This window comes from Paraburkholderia sp. BGA-UO-ETr-F12 (assembly GCF_059567945.1).
The window spans coordinates 1-19,375 of the sequence record NZ_JCAQOZ010000007.1 but is presented as its reverse complement, the minus strand read 5'-3'; the positions used below and the strand labels follow the sequence as shown (position 1 = coordinate 19,375).

Below are 19,375 nucleotides of genomic sequence, written 5' to 3'. Positions count from 1 at the left end.
AATGACACCCTAAGCGTTTGCCTCCGTGGGCCAAAGATATTCGCCGGTCAGCAGGATATGCGCCCAGCCCAGAGGAGAGATGTGGGCTAAAAGTTCGGGTGGCACATCGAGGCCTTCGTTTCGCCGTTCGGCGACGGCGTGGCCAAGGTGGACGGTATTCCAGTAGATGATGATCGCCGTCAGCAGATTCAGCCCGGCGATCCGGTAATGCTGCCCCTCAGTGGTTCGATCACGGATTTCACCTTGACGGCCGATGCGCAGGGCACTCTTGAGGGCATGGTGGGCTTCGCCCTTGTTGAGGCCAATCTGGGCGCGGCGCTGCATATCGGTATCGAGGATCCACTCGATGATAAAGAGAGTGCGCTCGACGCGGCCGACTTCCCGAAGCGCGGCCGCAAGATCGTTCTGTCGGGGATAGGATGCGAGTTTCCGGAGCAACTGGCTCGGTCTGATCTTTCCGGCGGCCATCGTGGCAGCACAGCGGAAGAGATCAGGCCAGTTTGACACAATCAGTTCTTCGCGGATTTTGCCGCCCACCAGCTTGCGTAAATCTTTGGGTGTCCCCGCGGGATCGAAGACATAAAGCCGTTTCGACGGTAAGTCGCGGATGCGCAAGACGAGCCGGTAGCCGAGCATGGCACTGGTCCCGAACAAATGATCGGTAAACCCCGCCGTATCGGCGTATTGCTCGCCGACCTGCCGGCCGACTTCATTCATCAGCAGGCCATCGAGGATGTACGTAGCTTCACTGACGGTTGCGGGAATAGTCTGTGAGGCGAACGGCGCGAACTGGTCATTGACGTGGGTATAAGCCTTGAGCCCAGGCTCACTGCCGTACTTGGCGTTGATCATGTTCATGGCCTCGCCCTGTCGTGCCGAAGGGAAAAACTGACCATCGCTTGATGCGGTTTTTCCCATGCCCCAGAACCGGGACATCGGCAGCTTGCCCTGCGCGGCCACGACCATCGCCAGCGCCTGGTTCATGCCCTCGCTTTCGACATGCCAGCGGGCAAGGCGCGAGAGCTGCCAGTAATCATGCGTGTTCGAGGCTTCCGCCATTTTTCGAAGGCCTAGGTTCAGCCCTTCGGCGAGCAGAACGTTCAGCAAGCCGACCCGATCGCTGCATGGCGCTCCGGTTCTGAGATGGGAAAAGGCGTCCGAGAATCCGACCGCCGCGTCAACTTCCAGCAAGATGTCAGTGATCCGCACAGGCGGCATTCGACGATAAAGATCGAGGACCAGTTCCTCTGCGCTTTCGGGAACGTCTGCGGTCAACCGGTCGATCCGCAACGTTCCATCTTCAATGCTACCATGGGGGATGGTCCCGTCGCGAGCGGCACGTGCCAGCCGCTTCAGACCATCCGCAAGGCGACCCTTGCGGTCAGCCAGCCAAGCTTGAGGATCGAGAGGAACAGCCATCCTGGCATTCGCCTGCGCCGAGGTCATCGGAACAAGCACCTGCTTGAGATCGCCGTAGCGGCGGGAATGATCCAGCCATATGTCTCCAGACCGGAAAGCATCGCGAAGATGAAACAGCACCGCGACCTCCCATAAACGACCATCGCCTCGGTCTTGCGCTCGGAGATGGCGATGCCATTTCGAATTCGGCCGCAGGAATGATATACCTGTTGATGTCGGCGCACGTGTTTCGCCGATGGCTTTCGCGGCTGCAATCAATGGCTCCGCCACCGACGCAGCCTTGAGCTTCAGGCATCGCAACATCCGCGGCGCATATCGGCGAAAACGATGATACCCTTGTCCGACGTGAGCCAACGGCTCGTCTGCCAATGTACTGGTGAGTTGCGTCCCTACGGCAACCAGCTGTTCAAGCTGATGCCATTCGGCCGACCGTGCCAACACATTGTCCAACGGAACACCATCGTCGCGAGCTTCCAGCAAAGAGGCTCCCAATGCCGTGAAAGCGCGAAGCGTATCGGTGACTGCGGCCTTGGAACCGGCAATCCGCTCGTCATGTAGCCGTTTCGCCTCTCGCCAAGTTTTCCCAACGATGCGGTCGTGGGTTTCGATGATGGCATCGGCGATCGCGGCTTCCCATTCGACGACGCAAACGGCGAGGATCGCCCACCGCCGATCCGAACTGATGTCGCGCAGGCCATCCGTGAAGTAACGCTCGCCCTGCCGACGCAGGCGCGCGATGCGGTGTGGCGGTACGCCTAGGAGGATCTGGGGATCGACTTCCAGACCGCGCAGGAACTCCAGCCGATCAAGCAAGCGGTTCGCTGATGCGGAATTGCTGCCGACTTCGAACTGGCGAAGCCAGATGAAACGGCTGATGTTTCCGTCAACCATTTCGGTCAGAAGCCCGTCCAGTTGCTCGCGCACACTAAAGTCGAGCCTTTCCGCTATCCGTGTCTCAATGCATCGCTCGGCGGCAACAAGGGCATCGGCGCACAGACGCTCGATCGTTGACGCCGCCGGCAGGATGGTCACCATTTTCCTGCATTGCGCGACGAAGCGCCGCGCCAGATCTTCGTTCGACCTGGCATCTTCAGCCTGATCGAAAAGCCAATCCCGCAGATCACGGGCCCCGCGCCCCGTGAATGTCTTGTAGCCGTAGATCTCGCGCAACGCCTCCATATGTTGCTGGCGGGTCTGACGCCGGGCGGCATAGGTGAGAAGCGCATCGGCCGGAACGCCGAGCTGAGCTCCGATGAAGGAAAGGACTTCATGCGGAATCATTTCGCCCGGAGCCAGCGCGCGCCCTGGATAGCGTAGTGCACAAAGCTGCAGGGCGAAACCCAGCCTGTTTTCTGGTCTGCGGCGTTCCTGAATGTTTGCCAGATCGTCGTCGCCCAATGTGTAATGCTTCAGCAGTGATAACTCGTCCGTCGGCAGGTCGAGCAACGCCGAGCGCTGTCGCTCGGCGAGAATATGTCGTCTTGGCATGCGCGCGTTGTCCCTGTTGAAGTACAGTCTGTTTTGGACAACAATCGCCCCATGCAAATCAAGGCTTTGCGAGCCACAAAACCACGAGGGTTCAATTGGGACAGCGCGTGGCCATCTATTGCCGGGTTTCGACGGCTGATCAGTCCTGCGAACGACAGGAGCGAGATCTGACCGCCTTCGCCGGACGTGCCGGATATAAAATTGCCGGCATATATAAAGAGACGGGCTCGGGCGTGAAGCTGGACCGGGCCGAGCGCAAGAAGATCATGGCGCTCGCTCAGGCCAGACATATCGACGCCATCCTGGTCACAGAACTCTCCCGCTGGGGACGCTCGACGATCGATCTCCTCAACACGTTGCGCGAGCTGGAAAGCTGGAAGGTCTCAGTCATCGCCATGAACGGCATGACCTTCGATCTGTCATCTCCTCATGGCCGTATGCTGGCGACTTTCCTCTCCGGTATCGCTGAATTCGAACGCGATCTTATCAGCGAACGGGTCAAATCGGGCTTGGCCGTTGCCAAAGCGCGCGGCAAGAAACTCGGTCGACAGCGGGGGCAGCGCCCGAAGTCGGACCGTCTGGCTCCGCGAGTTCTGGCGCTCGTTGCTGAAGGCCGCAGCTATCGGCTCATTGGTCGCGAACTTGGGCTCAGCAAGAACACCGTCTCCGATATCGTGCAACGTAACCGCAACGCTATCGTCGCTCGCGAGCCAAATCGTTGAGCCCGATAAAGGTCCCGATGACATCGAGCGAGAACCGGAACGCCGGTTGATCGCCGGGCAACGCCGGCTCCATGACCAGAGATACGCCTACATCGTCTCCCGTTCGCCAAAAGCGAACTGATTGTTTCGGTGTTACCGGCTCCTTAGCTGGCGTACTCTGAGCCAGACATTGAGAAAACTGGCGGCGATCAAACCAGAAATGCCGACGTAGGCCAGGACAAGGCTTGGCATGAGACCGAGAAACACGACCGCTATCGCCAGCGTACTGAGCCCCCCGATGATGAGAGCCCACGGTTGATGATGGCTGCGTGTTCCAAGATATAGCCCGAGTAGGGTGACGGCCAGAAACGCTGCTAACAATGGGAACAGGATCGCATCTCTTTTGATGAAGCCAAGCCCGACGGCCGATACAATCGAAAGGAGTACCGGGGAACCGAGGCAGCAGAGCGCCGCGAAGACCGATCCGGCGGCCCCGAATTTGTCCAGGTGCCGTTTCCAAAAGGTACTTTGCTCGATGGTGTTCGCGGCCATAGCTGCAGTCTCCTACACACCTGCAACTTCGCACCCGCCGGGTGGATATTTTCGACGGCGCCGTTCACCCTTTGAGGCAGCAGCGTGCCGATGTGGAGCAGCGAAGAGAGGTGATACCGCTCTCCGCCCGCCGCCGCCAATCAGCCGGCGGCTATTGCGCCACATGCGACGGATAGCCGGCGTTGGTCGTCGCAGCAATGAGGGTCGGTACGCCGGTGACTGCGTCATCGAAAGAGACCGTGGCGACAGCACCCGACATTGCGTCGGCTTCCTTTACCTGGACCGCTGTGACACCCGAGACACGAGAGAGGGCCGTTTTGACGATGGGGGCGCAGAGCGCGCAGGTGGCGTTGTCAACGTTCAGTATAACAGTCTTCTCGCCGGCCACGGCGGCGAGCGGGGAAAGCAGAGCGAGGAGAACGGCAACTGCGACAGGGCGGATCATGGGATCATTCTCCTTTGGCTTAGAGGAACAGGGGCGCAAGTCTCGGGAACCCTAGTCCGACGATGACGAGGACGGTGGCAACCCAGAGGCCGGCTTTGGCGATCCGTCCCGACTTGGGCTGGGCGCAATAGGAGCCCTCAGCGCAGGCGACCTTTGGCTCGCGATAGACGAGATAGAACCCGTAGCCGAGGATACCGAACGTCATGGCGGCAAAAATCGGTTGATACGGTTCGAGGGCGGTGAGGTTGCTGATCCAGGCTCCGCCGATGCCCACGGTGAACAGGGCAAACGGGATGACGCAGCAACTCGAGACGGCGATCGCCCCGAGAATGCCGCCGGCGGCGAGCAGTTGCTGGCGTCCGCCCCGCTGGTGTTCCGATGTCACGTGGATGGCGGCGGTCGCCGACGTTCGGGATCCTTTGAGACCTGATGATGCCTCCATAATTGCTCACTTTCTGCATCGTTGAACAGCGATTTGCGAAGTAGCCTACGCCTTGTAGTCACTACAGACTCAAGGGGGATTTCAACGATTTGCGATCACGCTTCTGTGAGGGCGTTGGAAAGTGGAACCCGTTGAGCAGTCGCTGTCGTCTGAAGACCGTAGCTGGGGTTTTCAAGCATCATGAACCGTGGCGCTACCAATCTCTGTTTCCGCAGTGCCTACGTGGCCAAGCGATCAAGATTTTGTCTTGACCCTGTACCGAGTACAGGGTGTAACGAATCTCTTTGGCAGCGATCGCGTCATCGGGATACCCGACGCGGTCGTGCTTGTGATTAATGGACCGCGCCGCAGCGATGCTATGGATCTGCGATCAGAACGGAGAGCGCCTTGGACGACAAACCGACCGCCGGCATCGTGACCGCGATCATCATCGCGCCTTTAGTCGCGCTTTGCTGCCTTGGACCGGTAGTCATCGGCTCGGCGGTGGGCGGCGTTTTGGGCTGGTTCAGCGGGCAAGGTCTCGTGATAGGGGGTGTGCTGACACTCCTGGCTGGAGCCGCCGGCTATGCCCTCATGCGCTGGCGCCGGGCTTCATCTCGTCGGGAAGATGCCTCCCCGACATGCACATGTGACGAGCCCAAAGCACGGCCCGGCAGCCGCCAACCACCAACCATCCTTTGAGCCGGCACACTCCAATCGCGAAATACCCCGTACACTCGGAGATACGCCCTTGCCCATGACCACGCCGGCCGCGGACCTCGCGGAAACGATCGAAGAAAACTCCATTCTGACGCCGCAATTCAACGCGGATGGGCTCATTCCTGCAGTCGCCACGGATGCGGCGAACGGTGTGGTGCTAATGCTGGCGTGGATGAATGCGGAGGCGCTGGAAAAGACGATCGAGACCGGTCAGGCCTGGTACTGGAGCCGGTCCCGCAAGTGTCTTTGGCATAAGGGCGCGACGAGTGGGCAAGTCCAGCAGGTCGAGGAACTGCGCATCGATTGTGATCAGGACGCGGTGTGGCTCAAGGTGCGCGCTGGCGGAGACGGCGGATGTTGCCATACCGGCCGGGCGAGTTGCTTCTATCGCCGGATCGTTACGGCGCCGGGTCGCCCGACGCTCCGCCGGGTGCCGGATGCCCCGCCGAGATAGGTCCTCAGGGTAATATCGATGTTTTCGAGCGCGACCAGGCGCTCCAGTATCACGGTCAGAAGACCGACCAGCCGCCGAAAACCCTCCAAAGCCACCTCCGGAAAGCCGTTCCGCCGGCGTGTCGCGATGGAGAGAGTATTGATCGTGCCATCACCGAAGCGCAGCGGAACGATAAGATAGTCGGTAAAGCCGTCAGCCCTAAGTTCGCCGTAGAGGTCGCACCGAAACGCTCGGACGTCCTGCAGGCGAGGAACGCGGAGCTCCGTGCGCGTCGTGTGCACATGATGATCCGGGGAAGCGAGATAGCCCGGTCGGTTCTTCAGACCATGCGGCCAATCGATGACACGAACTCTGTCGTCGTCGGCAAGCCAGAGATAGGTCCGGGCACGGAAGGCCGGATGCAGCGGCTGCGCGCTCACAAAGATGCGATCGACGCGAAGCGTTGCCGCGGACAGCAACCGTCCGATATCGCGGATCACCGCACGCGCGTCGGTCGACGCAGCGGCGCTGTCGGAGAGACCGAGTGCGAGGCGGCCGAGATGCATGCCCGGATCGCCGTAGGGTGCCTCGGAATCACAGACCCGGCGCTTGGTCATGGGCGTAATCCTGCTGAACGGGCAGGACTAAGACGCTCGACCGTCGGGAATCGCTGACTGGGGGACATTCCTTTGCTCATGCTGTCCTCGATGGTAAGGCCGTTGGCCGTTCGAAACGATCGTGTGTCTGCCGGTGGGGCGCCTCCCAAACTCTGCTCCCCGTCGCGTCGAGCGTTTTCAGAGACGCCCGCAATCGAAATGCCAGCCTTGCCGCATCAGCTACACCATCGAACTGATGTCCGACGCATAGCTGGGATAGGCGAAGATGATGCCCTTGATCCTGTTCGCGGTCAGCCCTGCGCCCATAGCCATGGCAAAGAGATTGATTTGTTCCTCCGCTCCGGGGCCGATCAGATGTGCACCAAGAATATGGCCGGTCCCGTTCTCGACCAGAACCTTGTAGGCACTGTAGCGCGCCCCGACCCGCAGCGACGAGTACCAGCCGGCGGTCTTTTCGAAATGCGTGTCAAAGGCCAGCCCCTTGTCGCGTGCTGCGGCTTCGGACAGGCCGACCGAGGAAAGCTGCGGCAGCGTGAAGACAACGCTTGGGATCGGCGGATAACTGACCGCGCGCTCATCCTTTCCTGCGAGCAGGTTCTTGCCTGCAATCCGGCCTTCGTTGGCCGAAACCGGGGTCAGATTAGGCCCACTGTCGGCACAGTCGCCGGCTGCAAAAATGGCGGAATTTGTGGTCCGCATGTAGGGGCTGACCTTGATGCCTTTGCGGCCGTATTCCACGCCCGCGGCCTCCAGGTTGAGATGCTCGATGTTGGGCACGCGCCCGGTGGCATGAACCACCAGATCACAATTGATCGTCTGCTTTCCTTCCGGCGTCTTATAGGTAACGGTGAAATCCGACCCGTCTTTCTCGATCTTCAGAACCTTGGCCTCGGTCCGCAGGTCAATCCCCAGATCGGCGGTCGCCTCGGAAAGGATACCGACCAGGTCGGGGTCGAAATTGCCCAGCGGTCGCTCCATCATCTCCAGAACCGTGACTTCCCGCGCCCCTGCGCGTTTGGAGATATGGGCAAATTCCATCGCAATGAATCCGCCGCCGACGAACACGACCCGGTCCGGCCGTTCGGGCAGCTCGAGAAAGTCGGTGCTAGTCGCCAGCAACTCCTCGCCGGGGATATTCAGCGTCATTGGCCGAGCGCCGGTGGCGATATGAAAGTTCCGGGACGACAAGATCTCGCCATTCACCTCGATCTTGTCTCGCCCGGTGAAGCGTGCCTCGCCATGCAACACGGTGATACCGGCTTTCTCCAGCCCGCCCTCGATGCGACCAGGCATCGCGTCGGTGAACGTGCGCTTGAAGGCGATCATGTCCGCCCAGTCGACGGATGTCTGTGCTTCCAGCCCCTTGCCGCTCAAGTTGCGGGCCCAGTCAATGCCCTCAGTCACGGCGATCAGCATCTTTTTGGGATCGCAGCCTCGCAATGCACAGGTGCCGCCGAAAGGAAGGGCGTCGATGCTGGCGACCTTCCAGCCAGCGTCAGCGGCCATCCGGGCGACACCATTTCCACCCGTCCCACCTCCGATCACGATCAGATCGAAGCTTTTGTTATCGCTCATGCAATTCTCCTCTCCTAAAAGACTACTTTTCCCCCTGACAAAAAACCTAACCCCCACAGCAAGGTTTGCAACGCCCTGCCTGCAATAATACCCTTCTCAACATGACATCCGGCGACGCTTTTGAGCAGAACTACTTGCGCCGACCGTATATCGGTTGACCGACGGGGCCTTTGCCGTCGGTCTTGCCATTTGCCCGCGCGCGGTGCCGCCACAAGTAGATTCCGACAATGGCCAAGACGGCCGCTGCCAGCCAGAAGTAGCCGCCGCCGACCAGCCAACTGGCAAGGCCGGCAAAGCTGATCGCGCCTGTTGCTGCCAGTACAATCGCGCCGCAGCAGACGATCTTAGCCGCGAGCAATCCCGCAAGGCCGTATCCGTTCGAAGGTTCCATCGAAGCCTCCTATCCGGCGCAGCATGACAGCTTCGCCACGTCCTTGCCGAAGCCCTGCGCCGCCAGTTTCAACCCTTCGACCGTGGTGAGATAAGGGAAGATTGTCTCGCCGAGCGCCTTCGCCGTCATGCCGTGCTTGATGGCCAACACCACCGTCTGGATGCTGTCGGCGCCCTCGGGCGCGAGGATCTGTCCACCAAGCAATCGGTCGCTTTTGGCGTCGGCAACCAGTTTGATGAGCCCGCGCGTGTCGCGCGCGGCCAGCGCCCTCGGCACCTGGTCAAGAGATACGATCGAAGTCTTGGTCTCGAAGCCGGCGTCGCGAGCCGCCTGTTCGGTCAGGCCGACGCCCGCGACCTGCGGATCGGTGAACGTCACCCACGGCATGGCCGCATTGTCATAGACAAGGCTGTCACCGTTCAGTGCGTTTTGGGCAGCGAGCTTGGCGCCATAGGCTGCCATATAGACGAACTGGTCGCGACCGGTGACATCACCTGCCGCATAGACGCCAGGCTTTGAGGTGCGCATCCGCTCATCAACCAAGACGCCGCCATTACCGCATAGCTTAACTCCCGCCTCGGCAAGGCCAAGACCGCCGGTGTTCGGGGACCGCCCAGTGGTCAAAAGCACCTGCTCGGCCGCGATCACTTCGTCCGCTCCGTCGATGGCGACCGTCAGTTCGACACCGCGGTCCGTGCGCGCGATCCGGCGATAGGAGAGGCCGGTTAGGACGGTAATGCCCTCGTCGCGAAGATAACCGGTCAATGCTGCGGAGATTTCCGGCTCGGCTTCCGGCAACAGGCGGCGGCGGGTTACAAGTGTCACTTCCGCCCCGGCACGGGCGAACATCTGCGCCAGTTCACAGCCGATATAGCCACCGCCGATCACCAGCAGCGAACGCGGCAGCTCGGAAAGCTCGAGCGCGGTCGTGCTGGTGAGGTAAGGCACATCCCCAATGCCGGGAATGTCCGGCAGGGCCGGCGCTGATCCGGTAGCAATGATGATTTTGCCAGCCATGATCGGATCGCCGTTCACAATCAGAGCGCCCTGACCATTCAGGCGCGCTTTCCCTTCCAGATAGGCGACGCCGTTGTATTGTGGCAGAAGGTCGACATATTTCTTCTGCCTGAGCGTGGTCACCAGGTCGTCCTTGGCGGCGACCAAACGGCCCCAGTCAGCGACGTTGGCTTCCCCGGCAAGACCGGGAAAGCGATGCGCGGCGCGTGCACCATGCAGCGCCTCGGCAGCGCGGATCATCGTCTTCGACGGTACGCAGCCGACATTGACACAGGTGCCGCCGATCGTGCCGTGGCCGATCAGGGCGACATTCGCCCCCTGCTCAGAGGCCGTGATTGCGGCCGAGAACCCGGCCGAACCGGCACCGATCACCGCAAGATCGTAGCGGCCATTGCCTTTTTGGGGCGCACAGCAGTCAGACATGAAAATCTCCTAATGTTTCCTGGTATCGATGTGTGAACGATGTCGCCACAGCAGGTAACCGGCTGCGGCAATGATGAGGATGAGAATTGGCACCAGACCGTAGACCGCTGTTGTCAGCGCTCCCACGCCGATCAAACCTGCCGCCACCAGCAGGATCGGCACCAGACAGCACAGCGCCGCGATCAAGACGCCAACCACTCCGACGCCAAGCATGGACCGGTCAGGCACGGACTCAACTCCCGATCGCCTTGGCAGGATAGCCAACATTGGTGGAAGCAGCGGCAATGGCCGCGACCGTCGCGGTCGACGGGTCATAGGCAACCGTCGCCGTCTTGGCCTCGAAATCCACCTTGACCGACTTCACGCCCGCAACGCCTTCCATGGCCTTGCGCACGGTGACCGGACAAAGGGCACAATACATGTTCTCGATTGCGAAGGTCTGCGTCAGCTCCTTGACGGTAACCGTTTCCGACGCGGATTGTGCGGACGCGGGAAGGGCAAGTGGCAGCATAATAGTACCGCTCAAGCCAAGCGCAGCCGCGGCGACCAGATGTTTCGACAGGTATTTCACGTGGTTATCTCCTCGTTTCAATAGAACAGCGGCGCCCACCAGCCGATGGTGCTGGCGAGCACGATGAGGATCGTTGCGATCCAAAGCGCGGTCTTGGTGATGATGGCGGAGCGCGGACGGGCGCAGTAGGAACCCGGCTCGCACGCGGCTTTGGGCTTGAAATAGACCTGCCAGAAGCCAAACCCGAGCGGCACGAGTGTCGCCGCCGCGATATAGGGCTTATAGGGTTCGAGCATCGTCAGGTTGCCGATCCATGCGCCCGATACACCGAGTGTCACCAGGAGCAGCGGGACGATGCAACAGGCCGATGCCAGAAAAGCGCCGATAACGCTTATCGCCGCGAGCCCGCCCTCGCGCCGATCCGGTTCGGCGGCCGCCTTCGAAGAATTCAATGTCTTGCTACCAATTTCGTTCATCGCAAACCATCCTCGATTTCTGACTGAAAACAGGATAGGCTCTGTAGCCAGTACAGACTCAAGAGGTATTTTCACCATGAATTCTCTTCTTTCCGCCAAGGGACTGCAGCGCCACCAATTGGCCCGTGCGACCGGCTGCCATCTGGAGACCATCCGCTATTACGAGAAGATCGGCCTGCTACCCGACCCGCCGCGCAGCGCCAGCGGTTATCGCATCTAGGGGGCATCGCAGAATCTGGTCGTAAACGTACGCTAAGGCCTGCGCTTGTCGAGCGGAGCGGCAATGGCTCTGGCTTTAACGTATCAGGTGCCCGGATCGCTGGGGATCAGAGGTCGTTCTTTTTCAGTGACTTCTCAATCATCCAGAGATGGAACCAGTGCGCGGTCAGGAAAACCAAGGCTATGAAAATCACCCCTGGAATTTCCATTCCTTCTTGGCCCGGTCTGGGCGACAGAAAAAGTGTCACCGCGACGATGGCGGACAAAATACAGGAAGCCAAAGCTGGCGTCATCGCAAGCGCAAAAACGCGAGGCGCGGTCCAATTTACCGATCCGTCCAATGCCCATTGCATGGGCAACCGGACCTCTTTGCGGAAGCGAGCATTGGCACGGAAGGACATGCGGATCAGCAGGCCTATTGCGATGAGGGCGATGATTGACTGGATCATCTCAGCGCTTCCCGTCGATCAGAATGTTAGCGGATGAAATAACCATCTACCTTCCATCCGGCCTGTTCTTTTGCCAGTATCACCGTCTCAATCGCCCCTCGCTTGGCGGCAAAGTTCGTTTGAAACTCGAGAACCTCATATTCCCCTGCTGGCACGCCGGGTAGCGAGGTGGCTTTCGTCGCCTTGGCAAGCGAACGGGATATTACCGCGCCAAGCGGCTTACGGACTGGGACGATTGCAGAGGCCCAGCCATCTGCTGAAATCTGGGAACGGAATATCGTCCCCGCCTCGCGCCAACTCTCCGACCAGTTCTGCTGGTCGACAAGCATCAGCCATTTTTGGGCTTGGCTTGCACTAGCCGCACTGGACGGCGCGGGCGAAGGGGCGCTAGCTTGGCTCGCGAGCGCTGAAGAAGCGCGGGGTTCCTCTACGCCATTCACTGAGAGGAAGGCGACGGCGACGATGGCAAATAACACGAGTAATCCTCCTGCGAGCCACCAGCGACGGTGGTTGATGCCCGTAAGTGGGCCGGTGCGCACCGTCTGTTGAGTTCCAATCTCCTGCTCGGCCATCCCGAAATTTGTGGGTGCAAGAGATTTGGGGTGTTCGCCCTCAGCTTGGCCGAGAAGCCGGGCTGCCTCTCGGCTGCTGGAAACGCCGAGTTTGCGTCGTGCCTCGCGAAGGCGGTCGTTGACCGTGTGAACCGAAAGACCGAGATCTCTTGCGATCGACTTGGCATCATGTCCCGCCAGCAGCAACCGCAACGTGTCCTGTTCCCGTTCACTCAGAGATTTTAACGGTTCGCTCATCAGATTTTCCAGTTTTCCTCTGACCGAGCAGGCGCTCGCCTTCGGCGCGCAATGCGCCCTTGGGATCGACAAACCGGTACAGTGTTTGCCGAGTAATCCCGATTTCCACACAAAGGTCTGCCACGACGGTTTCCGGCTTTCCCATCGCCGCCTGCGCGAGGCGAAGCTTGGCTGGCGTCATCTTGAATGGCCGTCCTCCTTTCCTCCCGCGCGCGCGGGCCGCCGCGAGACCAGCTTTTGTGCGCTCAACGATCAGTTCGCGCTCGAATTCTGCCAGTGCGGCGAAAATTCCGAAAATGAGGCGGCCATTGGCAGTCGTTGTGTCGATCGAGGCACCTTCTCCTGCGAGAACCCTGAGACCGATTTCGCGCGTGGTCAGTTCGCCGACGGTGTTGACCAAGTGTCGCAGGTCGCGGCCTAGACGATCCAGCTTCCAGATGACCAGAGTGTCGCCGGCACGCAGTGCCTTCAGGCAGGCGTCGAGCCCTGGGCGATCATCACGGCGTCCCGATGCACTGTCTTCGTAGATCTGGTCGGCGGTGATACCGGCGGCAACCAGCGCATCGCGTTGCAGGTCATGGGCCTGCGAGCCATCGGCCTTCGAGACGCGGGCATATCCGATGAGCATGTCACATATACGTCCGTTTATGGAGCGCGGTTGCCAGCACCCTGCCACTGGACACGATAGTGTCATATAATCCGTCATTTTGTCTATGGATGATAAACGGTTCTCAATATGAATAAGTGACACGTGAAATCGGGAATCGCACATGGCGGGCAAAACCATCCTCACTCCCGGGCAGCGTGCGGCGCTGTTCGATCCCCCGACAGACCATTCCAGCATTGAGCGGGTCTACACGCTGGGCAGTGCGGAGCTGGCGGAGATCTTTCGTCGGCGTCGTCCCGCTAACCGGATCGGCTTTGCCGTCCAGCTTTGCTATTTACGAGCGCCGGGCCGAGCCCTTCGCGCAGATGAGGCACCGCCCTTGCCGATGCTGGCGCTGCTCGCCGAACAGCTCACCTGCACAGTCAAGGATTTTGACCTCTATGCAGATCGATCCCCGACGCTGCGCGAACATCGCGCTCAAGCCGAAGCGTGGCTGGGCATGCGCCCGTTCGTGGTTTCAGATAGGCGTGCGCTGTTCGAAATCGCCGCCGATGTGGCTGCAGCGACCGACAGGGGCGAAGCGATCGTTGTGGCAATGGTGCAGGCCATGCGCGACAACAATGTCACCTTGCCGGCCAGCGATACGTTCGAGCGTATCGCCCTAGTAGCCCGCGCCCGTGCGCGAAAATCTGCTTATTCCGGAATTGCGCGTGGCCTATCTGGCGACCAGCGGGATAATCTCGCACAATTGCTCATTACGGGGCCAGCTCTTGGCCGGACGACGTTGGCCTGGTTGCGCGAATATCCCGAAGCGCCGAGCGCCGGCAACCTCGCCGCAGTGATTGAAAGGCTGGAAATAGCGCGGGGTCTGGCCATCGAGCCGGAGCGGGCGCGCACCATTCACGCCAACCGCTATGCCGTCATGGCACGCGAGGCGGCGATCATGAGCGCACAGCATCTATCGAGGCTGGATGAGGTTCGGCGTACCGCGACGCTCTGCGCGTTCACCATCGAAATTGAAGTGGCGCTGACCGACGCCGCCGTCTTCATGATGGAAAAGATGATCGGGTCGCTCTTCCGTCGTGCCGCCCGATCGCGCTCCGACCGGCTTGTCGAGGAAGCTGGCCGTCTGAAGGAAATTGGCAAAATCTATGCAGCCCTCGGACGCCTGTTGATCGAAGGGCGCTGGAATCCCGAAGATCCTAGAGATGCAATTGACCGGGAAATTGGATGGTCGAACATCGAGCGCAGCGTTCGCGAAACCGAGTTGCTCACTGCTGGGAGCGAAGACGGCCTTGAGGATGTGCTTCAACGCTATCCATCGGTACGGCGTTTCGCCCCGCCTTTTCTGGCGGCCTTTACGTTCAGGGCAGCGAAGTCGAACGAACCCGTTCTTGCGGCAGTCGCTATACTCAATGACATGTATACGGCCAACCGGCGGGCTCTTCCGCCCAACGTGCCGCTAGGATTTCTTCGGGTTCGCTGGCGCAAGCTCGTTCTTCAGGACGGCACGGTGGATCGCCGGGCCTATGAGATCGCAGTCATTGTGCATTTGCGGGAGCGCTTGGCGTCGGGCGCGATCTGGGTCGAGGGCAGCCGGGCATATCGGACGCTGAGTGACTATTTGCTTCCAAAGCCCGCGTTCGAAACCATGCTCCTCGAGCAGAATGTCCCCGTCGCGGTCGATACCTCGTTTGCTGCCTGGCTCGCCGATCGACGCCAAAGGCTCGGTGCACGCATGGCCGAGGTTAACCGCAAAGCGTTGAAGGGCCAGTTGCCCGACGTAATCCTCGACGATGGCGGTCTCAAAATCTCCCCGCTCCGCAACGCCGTTCCCGAGGAAGCCGAGGTGCTCAAAGCCCAGCTTTACGGCCTATTGCCGCGCATCCGCATCACCGATCTGCTCGCCGAAGTTGCGGTATGGACAGGGTTTGGCGATCACTTCGCCCACGTGCGAAGCGGCGAGCCGCCCCAGGATGGGCCAGCCTTGATGGCCGCCATCCTGGCCGATGCCACCAATCTCGGGTTGGGGCGCATGGCAGAAAGCTCGCAAGGGTTGACGCACGCCCGCCTGATCTGGACCGCGCAGTGGCACATCCGCGACGAAACCTATGCGGCCGCACTGGCGGCCATCGTCGATTACCATCATGTCTTGCCGCATTCGGCGATCTGGGGACCAGGCACCGGTTCGTCGTCAGATGGTCAGTTTTACCGAGCCGGCGCCAAGGGCGAAGGCCGCGCGGACTACAATGCCAAATATGGCTCAGAGTCCGGGGTCCTCTTCTACACCCACGTGTCAGACCGCTATGCCCCATTTTACAACAAGGTCATCGCCGCCAACGCTGGCGAGGCGGCGCATGTCATCGATGGCCTGCTCAACCATGAGAGCCAACTGGAGATCAAGGAGCATGCCACCGACACCGCTGGCGCTGTCGATCATGTGTTCGGGCTTTGCCATTTGCTGGGATTCCGGTTTGCCCCGCGTATTCGCGACCTCAGCGAGCGGCGGCTCTATACGCTTACGCCCAGCGTCGAATTTGCCGCCCTCGATCAATTGATCGGCGGGACCATCAATGTGAAGGCCATCGAGGACGATTGGAAGGATGTGCTGCATCTGGCCGCATCGATCCGCACCGGTACAGTCAGTGCGTCCGTCATGCTGAAGAAGCTCGCGGGCTATTCGCGGCAGAATTCATTGTCGCGGGCGCTACGGGAAATTGGCCGTCTAGAACGATCTCTGTTCATGCTCGACTGGCTTGATGACATCGATCTGCGTCGCCGCACCAACGCCAATCTCAACAAAGGTGAGGCCCGCAACGCCTTGGCCCGTGCCGTATTCTTCAATCGGCTTGGTGAGATACGGGATCGCACATTTGAAAATCAGCGGCACCGGGCCTCGGGCCTCAATCTCGTGTCGGCGGCGATCATCCTGTGGAACACCGTCTATCTGGGGCAAGCGGCAGATTATCTTCGAGGGCAAGGCCGCGACATCAACGACGCATTGCTCAGCCATTCGGCGCCCTTGGGCTGGGAGCACATCAGCCTCACCGGCGATTACCTCTGGGGTGATATGAAATTGCCGGAAGATGGATTCCGTCCATTACGCACACAAAACCGCCAGTCAGAACCTTAGCGTACGTTTACGACCAGATTCTGCGATGCCCCCATCTATGACGAAACCGACGTCCGCCGCCTGCGCTTCATCCTCAGGGCGCGCGAACTCGGCTTTGGCATCGACGAGGTCCGCGGCCTGCTTCATCTTGTCGATTGCAGAAGCCAGACCTGCGCGGAGGTGCAGCGCCGGACCGAACCGCATCTAGCCGAGGTTCGCGCCAAGATTGCCGACCTCCAGCGCATTGAAGCGGTGCTCGTGACAATGATCTCGCAATGCTCTGGCGAAGACGTGCCGGAATGCCCGATCCTTAACGCGCTCGCCGCTTGACGGGCGCTTAGGGTGTCATTTCGCCCCATACCGGAACCGACCCCATTAACGGCACGGCAGTAAAACCCTGAATACCGCCCCTTTTCTGAAAACCCTTTGCTGCGCCTGACGACCACCAGGCGGATTGGCGCGCGCCGCGCGCCCGTATCGAGGGCCACGGGGACCCATGCAGGATGCATGGGGAGCGGCCCGACCCGGCGCAGCGCGGCGGGGCGATACGGTTTAGCGCTTCACCTGAGGTGGGTTGTATTTGCGTTTCATTTCTTCAAGCTCTTCGGACGTAACGACTGGATCGGCGTACTGCTGGGCAACCAGTTTGCTGATCTGAACGCTCGACAAGGTTGGGTTGTCGCGTTGCAGTTCTTCACGTGTCTTGACGGTGGCGCTATTCGTCATGGCAGACGCTGCGTTGGGCGTAGGCGCGTGAGTGACTGGCGATGCGGGCCGAGGTTGAGGTGTCGGTGTGGCTGGTTGCGCAATGGCCTGGTCGGGGTTGCGCGAACCTCGGCGGGGGGCTGGCCTACCCAGGCGTTTGCGAATCCGCTGCAAGGCCTTGATGAAAGCCGGGAGTGTCATGGTGAATCCGCCTTCATGGAGGCGCGACAGGACGACGGCGCGTGGGACGCCTCTCGCAATGGCGGCGTCAATGTGCTCGATCAGATCGACCAGCAAAGCCGATTCGCGGCGATCGGAAGGGGCGTCATGGTCGGGTGCGAGCGACTGGGTAATGGCATCAATGTCAATCTTGGGCATTGGTGTCTGCTGGGAGGGTACTGGACGGGATGATGATGGCATATGATGGGTATGTTGTGTCCACTTGGTGTCTGTTGATGTCCACCTGAAAGGTGCATTTAGGGTATGGTTCGGGGTGTAGGCGGGTATTGTGAGGTAGCGCGGTTAAAATTGAAGGCGAGGCGAGGCACGTCGGATATGTTTACGCGATGCTACGCATCCCGTAAAATATCTCGTGCCAAAGGGGCGAGCCCCTTTGAAACCCCGACGCGGGCTACTGCCGCGTCAGCATGTCGGCACTCCGTTACCGACACTAAGCACTGCCAGGTATGCGTAATGCATATGTAGCGAATACGGAGGTCAGGCGATGATTCCGAGCAGCGAATGGGTGATCCAGCTTGTCGTGGGGCCGCGTGCCGATGAGCGCGGCAGCGAGCCGCGTTATCCGCCGTGGGCCGGTTATACGTGGCCAATGACGGGGGACCAGGCGATGCGCGTGCTGCGCGAGTGCGAGTTGCGGTGGCCGGAATACGAGTTTCGCGCGCATCCGATCGATGACGACGGCAGGCCGTTTGCGATGGTCGGCGCTGAAATCGACCGTAGTCGCTCAAAGGGGCTCTGGTGATGCCAAAGCAGAAAAGCAATGGCGTGGCAGGGCTGGGCAAGCCGATCGCGTTCCGTCTGTCGGATGCGGATCGCGCAGCGTACCTTGCCAAGGTGGCGCAAAGCGGGATGACGCAATCGGAGTTTTTCCGCCAAGCGGTGCTGACCAACCGCACGCAGATCGTCGCGCGACCGAAGGCAAGCACCGATCGCAAGCGCCTGCTGTACGTGTTCAACAAGACGAGCAACAACCTGAACCAGATCGCGCACCGTGCGAACTCCGAGCACGTGCGCGGCAAGCTGTCCGAGGCGACGTATGCGCAGTTGCTTGACCAGTTGCAGATGATCTCGCGGTACCTGAAAGCGACGTTAGGCAAGGTCGACTGATACGGTGACCTGATACGGAGACGACATGAGCGAGGTGCAGAAGGCGATCGCATCAGTGGCCGAGCTTGAAACGCGGCTGCACTGCGAACTCATTGGCGCCGGGCGGGGCGCGTTGAGCCGCACGCACTGCGACGGCGTGCGCGCTCAGGTCATGGCAGCGCGGCACCTGTTGTACGCGAACGTGTATTTCGGTCTCGAGCGGCGCATTGCGCAGGTCGAGTTGTGGCTTGAGGCGCGCGCGCAGCCGGAGGCCGGCTCATGCTGATCCGCGTGCGTGGCCACCATGACGGCATCAAGGAATATCTGGAGAAAGGCCAGAAGCAGGATCGCGAGTTCGAGCGCGACGAGATGGACGAGCGGGTCATTCTCGCGGGCGACCTGGACCTGACGAACGAGATCATCCAGTCGATGGACACGGCGGCCGAGCGGTATCTGACAATCACCCTGTCATTCAAGGAGGACGAGGTCTCGCGCGACGTGCTGGAAGCGATTGCGCGTGACTTCGAAGCGTTTGCCTTTTCCGCCTATCGACCCGACGAGTATGCGTTTTATGCCGAGGCGCACGTGCCGCGGCTTAAAAGCTACGCCGACCGCAAAAGCGGCGAGCCGATCGAGCGCAAGATCCATATCCATTTTGTGGTGCCGGAGGTCAATCTGCTGACCGGGCGACGGCTGGAACCGTTCGGCAAGGTCGACCAGCAGACACGCTTTCTCGAGGCCTTTCAGGAGCACGCGAACGCGAAATATGGCCTCGCGAGTCCGAAGGACAACCGGCGCGTCGCGTTTACCGACGCATCCGAGATGATCAGCCGGTACAAGGGATCTGACCAAGATCCGGTCAAATTGCTATCATAAGCCTGAAAGTTATGAAGCGACGGATCTCTATGCTTTGATGGAATAAGGAACTCGGGCCGTGAATGCGTCCCTGAGCTATCGCG

General features: G+C 60.4%; 24 protein-coding genes and 1 pseudogene. 10 read left to right on the top strand and 15 right to left on the bottom strand.

Annotation, left to right across the window (positions count from 1 at the left end; all coding sequences use genetic code 11):
• Positions 1 to 9: 9 nt before the first annotated feature.
• Positions 10 to 2,907, bottom strand: a complete 2,898-nt coding sequence (locus AC57B6_RS01815; protein WP_080843317.1) for a Tn3 family transposase — start codon at positions 2,905 to 2,907, stop codon at positions 10 to 12.
• A gap of 95 nt (positions 2,908 to 3,002) precedes the next feature.
• Here AC57B6_RS01815 and AC57B6_RS01810 point away from each other — a divergent pair, with 95 nt between their 5' ends.
• A complete protein-coding gene (locus AC57B6_RS01810; protein WP_052642521.1) occupies positions 3,003 to 3,629 on the top strand; it encodes a recombinase family protein in 627 nt (208 codons plus the stop codon).
• A gap of 132 nt (positions 3,630 to 3,761) precedes the next feature.
• Here the strand turns inward: AC57B6_RS01810 and AC57B6_RS01805 are convergent, their stop codons facing one another.
• The 3 genes from AC57B6_RS01805 to AC57B6_RS01795 all read right to left on the bottom strand — a co-directional run bounded on the left by AC57B6_RS01805 (position 3,762) and on the right by AC57B6_RS01795 (position 5,047).
• Entirely contained in the window at positions 3,762 to 4,160 is a 399-nt protein-coding gene (locus tag AC57B6_RS01805) for a MerC domain-containing protein (protein WP_052642519.1), read from the bottom strand.
• Positions 4,161 to 4,311: 151 nt separating this feature from the next.
• Positions 4,312 to 4,605 (bottom strand): cation transporter, encoded by a 294-nt coding sequence (locus AC57B6_RS01800; protein WP_052642517.1) that lies wholly within the window; start codon positions 4,603 to 4,605, stop codon positions 4,312 to 4,314.
• Positions 4,606 to 4,624: 19 nt separating this feature from the next.
• Positions 4,625 to 5,047: a mercuric transporter MerT family protein gene (locus AC57B6_RS01795; protein ID WP_052642515.1), complete on the bottom strand. Its 423-nt coding sequence runs from the start codon at positions 5,045 to 5,047 to the stop codon at positions 4,625 to 4,627.
• A gap of 387 nt (positions 5,048 to 5,434) precedes the next feature.
• Between AC57B6_RS01795 and AC57B6_RS01790 the strand changes: the two genes are divergently transcribed.
• Positions 5,435 to 5,728, top strand: a complete 294-nt coding sequence (locus AC57B6_RS01790) for a hypothetical protein (protein WP_077472850.1) — start codon at positions 5,435 to 5,437, stop codon at positions 5,726 to 5,728.
• A gap of 55 nt (positions 5,729 to 5,783) precedes the next feature.
• Positions 5,784 to 6,200 (top strand): phosphoribosyl-AMP cyclohydrolase, encoded by a 417-nt coding sequence (gene hisI / locus AC57B6_RS01785; protein WP_077472851.1) that lies wholly within the window; start codon positions 5,784 to 5,786, stop codon positions 6,198 to 6,200.
• Here hisI and AC57B6_RS01780 read toward each other — a convergent pair.
• The 7 genes from AC57B6_RS01780 to AC57B6_RS01750 all read right to left on the bottom strand — a co-directional run bounded on the left by AC57B6_RS01780 (position 6,131) and on the right by AC57B6_RS01750 (position 11,267).
• Complete coding sequence (locus AC57B6_RS01780) at positions 6,131 to 6,796, bottom strand: hypothetical protein (RefSeq protein ID WP_052642511.1); 666 nt, start codon at positions 6,794 to 6,796, stop codon at positions 6,131 to 6,133. The two genes, hisI and AC57B6_RS01780, sit on opposite strands and share 70 nt — an antisense overlap.
• A 219-nt stretch (positions 6,797 to 7,015) precedes the next feature.
• The gene (locus AC57B6_RS01775) at positions 7,016 to 8,371 is read right to left on the bottom strand and encodes a dihydrolipoyl dehydrogenase family protein (protein ID WP_052642509.1); all 1,356 of its coding nucleotides are present in this window, start codon (positions 8,369 to 8,371) and stop codon (positions 7,016 to 7,018) included.
• Between the two features lie 130 nt (positions 8,372 to 8,501).
• Positions 8,502 to 8,762, bottom strand: coding sequence for a hypothetical protein (locus AC57B6_RS01770; protein WP_052642507.1), 261 nt, complete (start codon positions 8,760 to 8,762; stop codon positions 8,502 to 8,504).
• Positions 8,763 to 8,771: 9 nt separating this feature from the next.
• On the bottom strand, positions 8,772 to 10,202 hold the full coding sequence (gene merA / locus AC57B6_RS01765) for a mercury(II) reductase (protein WP_052642505.1): 1,431 nt from the start codon (positions 10,200 to 10,202) through the stop codon (positions 8,772 to 8,774).
• 9 nt (positions 10,203 to 10,211) lie between these two features.
• A complete protein-coding gene (locus AC57B6_RS01760) occupies positions 10,212 to 10,430 on the bottom strand; it encodes a hypothetical protein (protein WP_125302879.1) in 219 nt (72 codons plus the stop codon).
• A gap of 4 nt (positions 10,431 to 10,434) precedes the next feature.
• A complete protein-coding gene (locus AC57B6_RS01755) occupies positions 10,435 to 10,773 on the bottom strand; it encodes a heavy-metal-associated domain-containing protein (RefSeq protein ID WP_225246255.1) in 339 nt (112 codons plus the stop codon).
• Positions 10,774 to 10,790: 17 nt separating this feature from the next.
• Positions 10,791 to 11,267: a mercuric transporter MerT family protein gene (locus AC57B6_RS01750; protein ID WP_245292648.1), complete on the bottom strand. Its 477-nt coding sequence runs from the start codon at positions 11,265 to 11,267 to the stop codon at positions 10,791 to 10,793.
• On the opposite strand from AC57B6_RS01750, the gene AC57B6_RS01745 reads away from it, so the two are divergent.
• A complete protein-coding gene (locus AC57B6_RS01745) occupies positions 11,266 to 11,409 on the top strand; it encodes a MerR family DNA-binding transcriptional regulator (protein WP_496416796.1) in 144 nt (47 codons plus the stop codon). The two genes, AC57B6_RS01750 and AC57B6_RS01745, sit on opposite strands and share 2 nt — an antisense overlap.
• Before the next feature lie 106 nt (positions 11,410 to 11,515).
• Here the strand turns inward: AC57B6_RS01745 and AC57B6_RS01740 are convergent, their stop codons facing one another.
• Genes AC57B6_RS01740 through AC57B6_RS01730 form a run of 3 tightly spaced genes read right to left on the bottom strand, consistent with a single transcriptional unit; the run spans position 11,516 to position 13,294 of the window.
• Positions 11,516 to 11,857, bottom strand: coding sequence for a hypothetical protein (locus tag AC57B6_RS01740; protein WP_496416795.1), 342 nt, complete (start codon positions 11,855 to 11,857; stop codon positions 11,516 to 11,518).
• 26 nt (positions 11,858 to 11,883) lie between these two features.
• Entirely contained in the window at positions 11,884 to 12,666 is a 783-nt protein-coding gene (locus AC57B6_RS01735) for a helix-turn-helix domain-containing protein (protein WP_496416794.1), read from the bottom strand.
• Positions 12,638 to 13,294, bottom strand: coding sequence for a recombinase family protein (locus AC57B6_RS01730; RefSeq protein ID WP_496416793.1), 657 nt, complete (start codon positions 13,292 to 13,294; stop codon positions 12,638 to 12,640). Before AC57B6_RS01730 ends, AC57B6_RS01735 begins: the two co-directional genes overlap by 29 nt.
• A gap of 142 nt (positions 13,295 to 13,436) precedes the next feature.
• Between AC57B6_RS01730 and AC57B6_RS01725 the strand changes: the two genes are divergently transcribed.
• Positions 13,437 to 16,406 carry a Tn3 family transposase gene (locus tag AC57B6_RS01725; protein ID WP_496416792.1) on the top strand — a complete coding sequence of 990 codons (2,970 nt, stop codon included), beginning with the start codon at positions 13,437 to 13,439 and terminating at the stop codon, positions 16,404 to 16,406.
• A 33-nt stretch (positions 16,407 to 16,439) separates the two neighbouring features.
• Positions 16,440 to 16,715: a MerR family DNA-binding protein gene (locus AC57B6_RS01720; protein ID WP_496416828.1), complete on the top strand. Its 276-nt coding sequence runs from the start codon at positions 16,440 to 16,442 to the stop codon at positions 16,713 to 16,715.
• Positions 16,716 to 16,937: 222 nt separating this feature from the next.
• On the opposite strand, the gene AC57B6_RS01715 is transcribed toward AC57B6_RS01720, so the two are convergent.
• A complete protein-coding gene (locus AC57B6_RS01715) occupies positions 16,938 to 17,468 on the bottom strand; it encodes a hypothetical protein (RefSeq protein WP_496416791.1) in 531 nt (176 codons plus the stop codon).
• A 346-nt stretch (positions 17,469 to 17,814) separates the two neighbouring features.
• Between AC57B6_RS01715 and AC57B6_RS01710 the strand changes: the two genes are divergently transcribed.
• The 4 genes and pseudogenes from AC57B6_RS01710 to AC57B6_RS01695 form a co-directional block, all read left to right on the top strand.
• Positions 17,815 to 18,072, top strand: a complete 258-nt coding sequence (locus AC57B6_RS01710; RefSeq protein WP_496416790.1) for a hypothetical protein — start codon at positions 17,815 to 17,817, stop codon at positions 18,070 to 18,072.
• Positions 18,072 to 18,437: a plasmid mobilization protein gene (locus AC57B6_RS01705; RefSeq protein WP_496416789.1), complete on the top strand. Its 366-nt coding sequence runs from the start codon at positions 18,072 to 18,074 to the stop codon at positions 18,435 to 18,437. The genes AC57B6_RS01710 and AC57B6_RS01705 overlap by 1 nt, the downstream gene beginning before the upstream one ends.
• A gap of 25 nt (positions 18,438 to 18,462) precedes the next feature.
• Entirely contained in the window at positions 18,463 to 18,702 is a 240-nt protein-coding gene (locus AC57B6_RS01700) for a hypothetical protein (RefSeq protein ID WP_496416788.1), read from the top strand.
• Positions 18,696 to 19,259, top strand: a pseudogene (locus AC57B6_RS01695) (relaxase family protein); the annotation flags it as partial. The gene AC57B6_RS01700 and the pseudogene AC57B6_RS01695, both read left to right, overlap by 7 nt.
• Between the last annotated feature and the right edge of the window lie 116 nt (positions 19,260 to 19,375).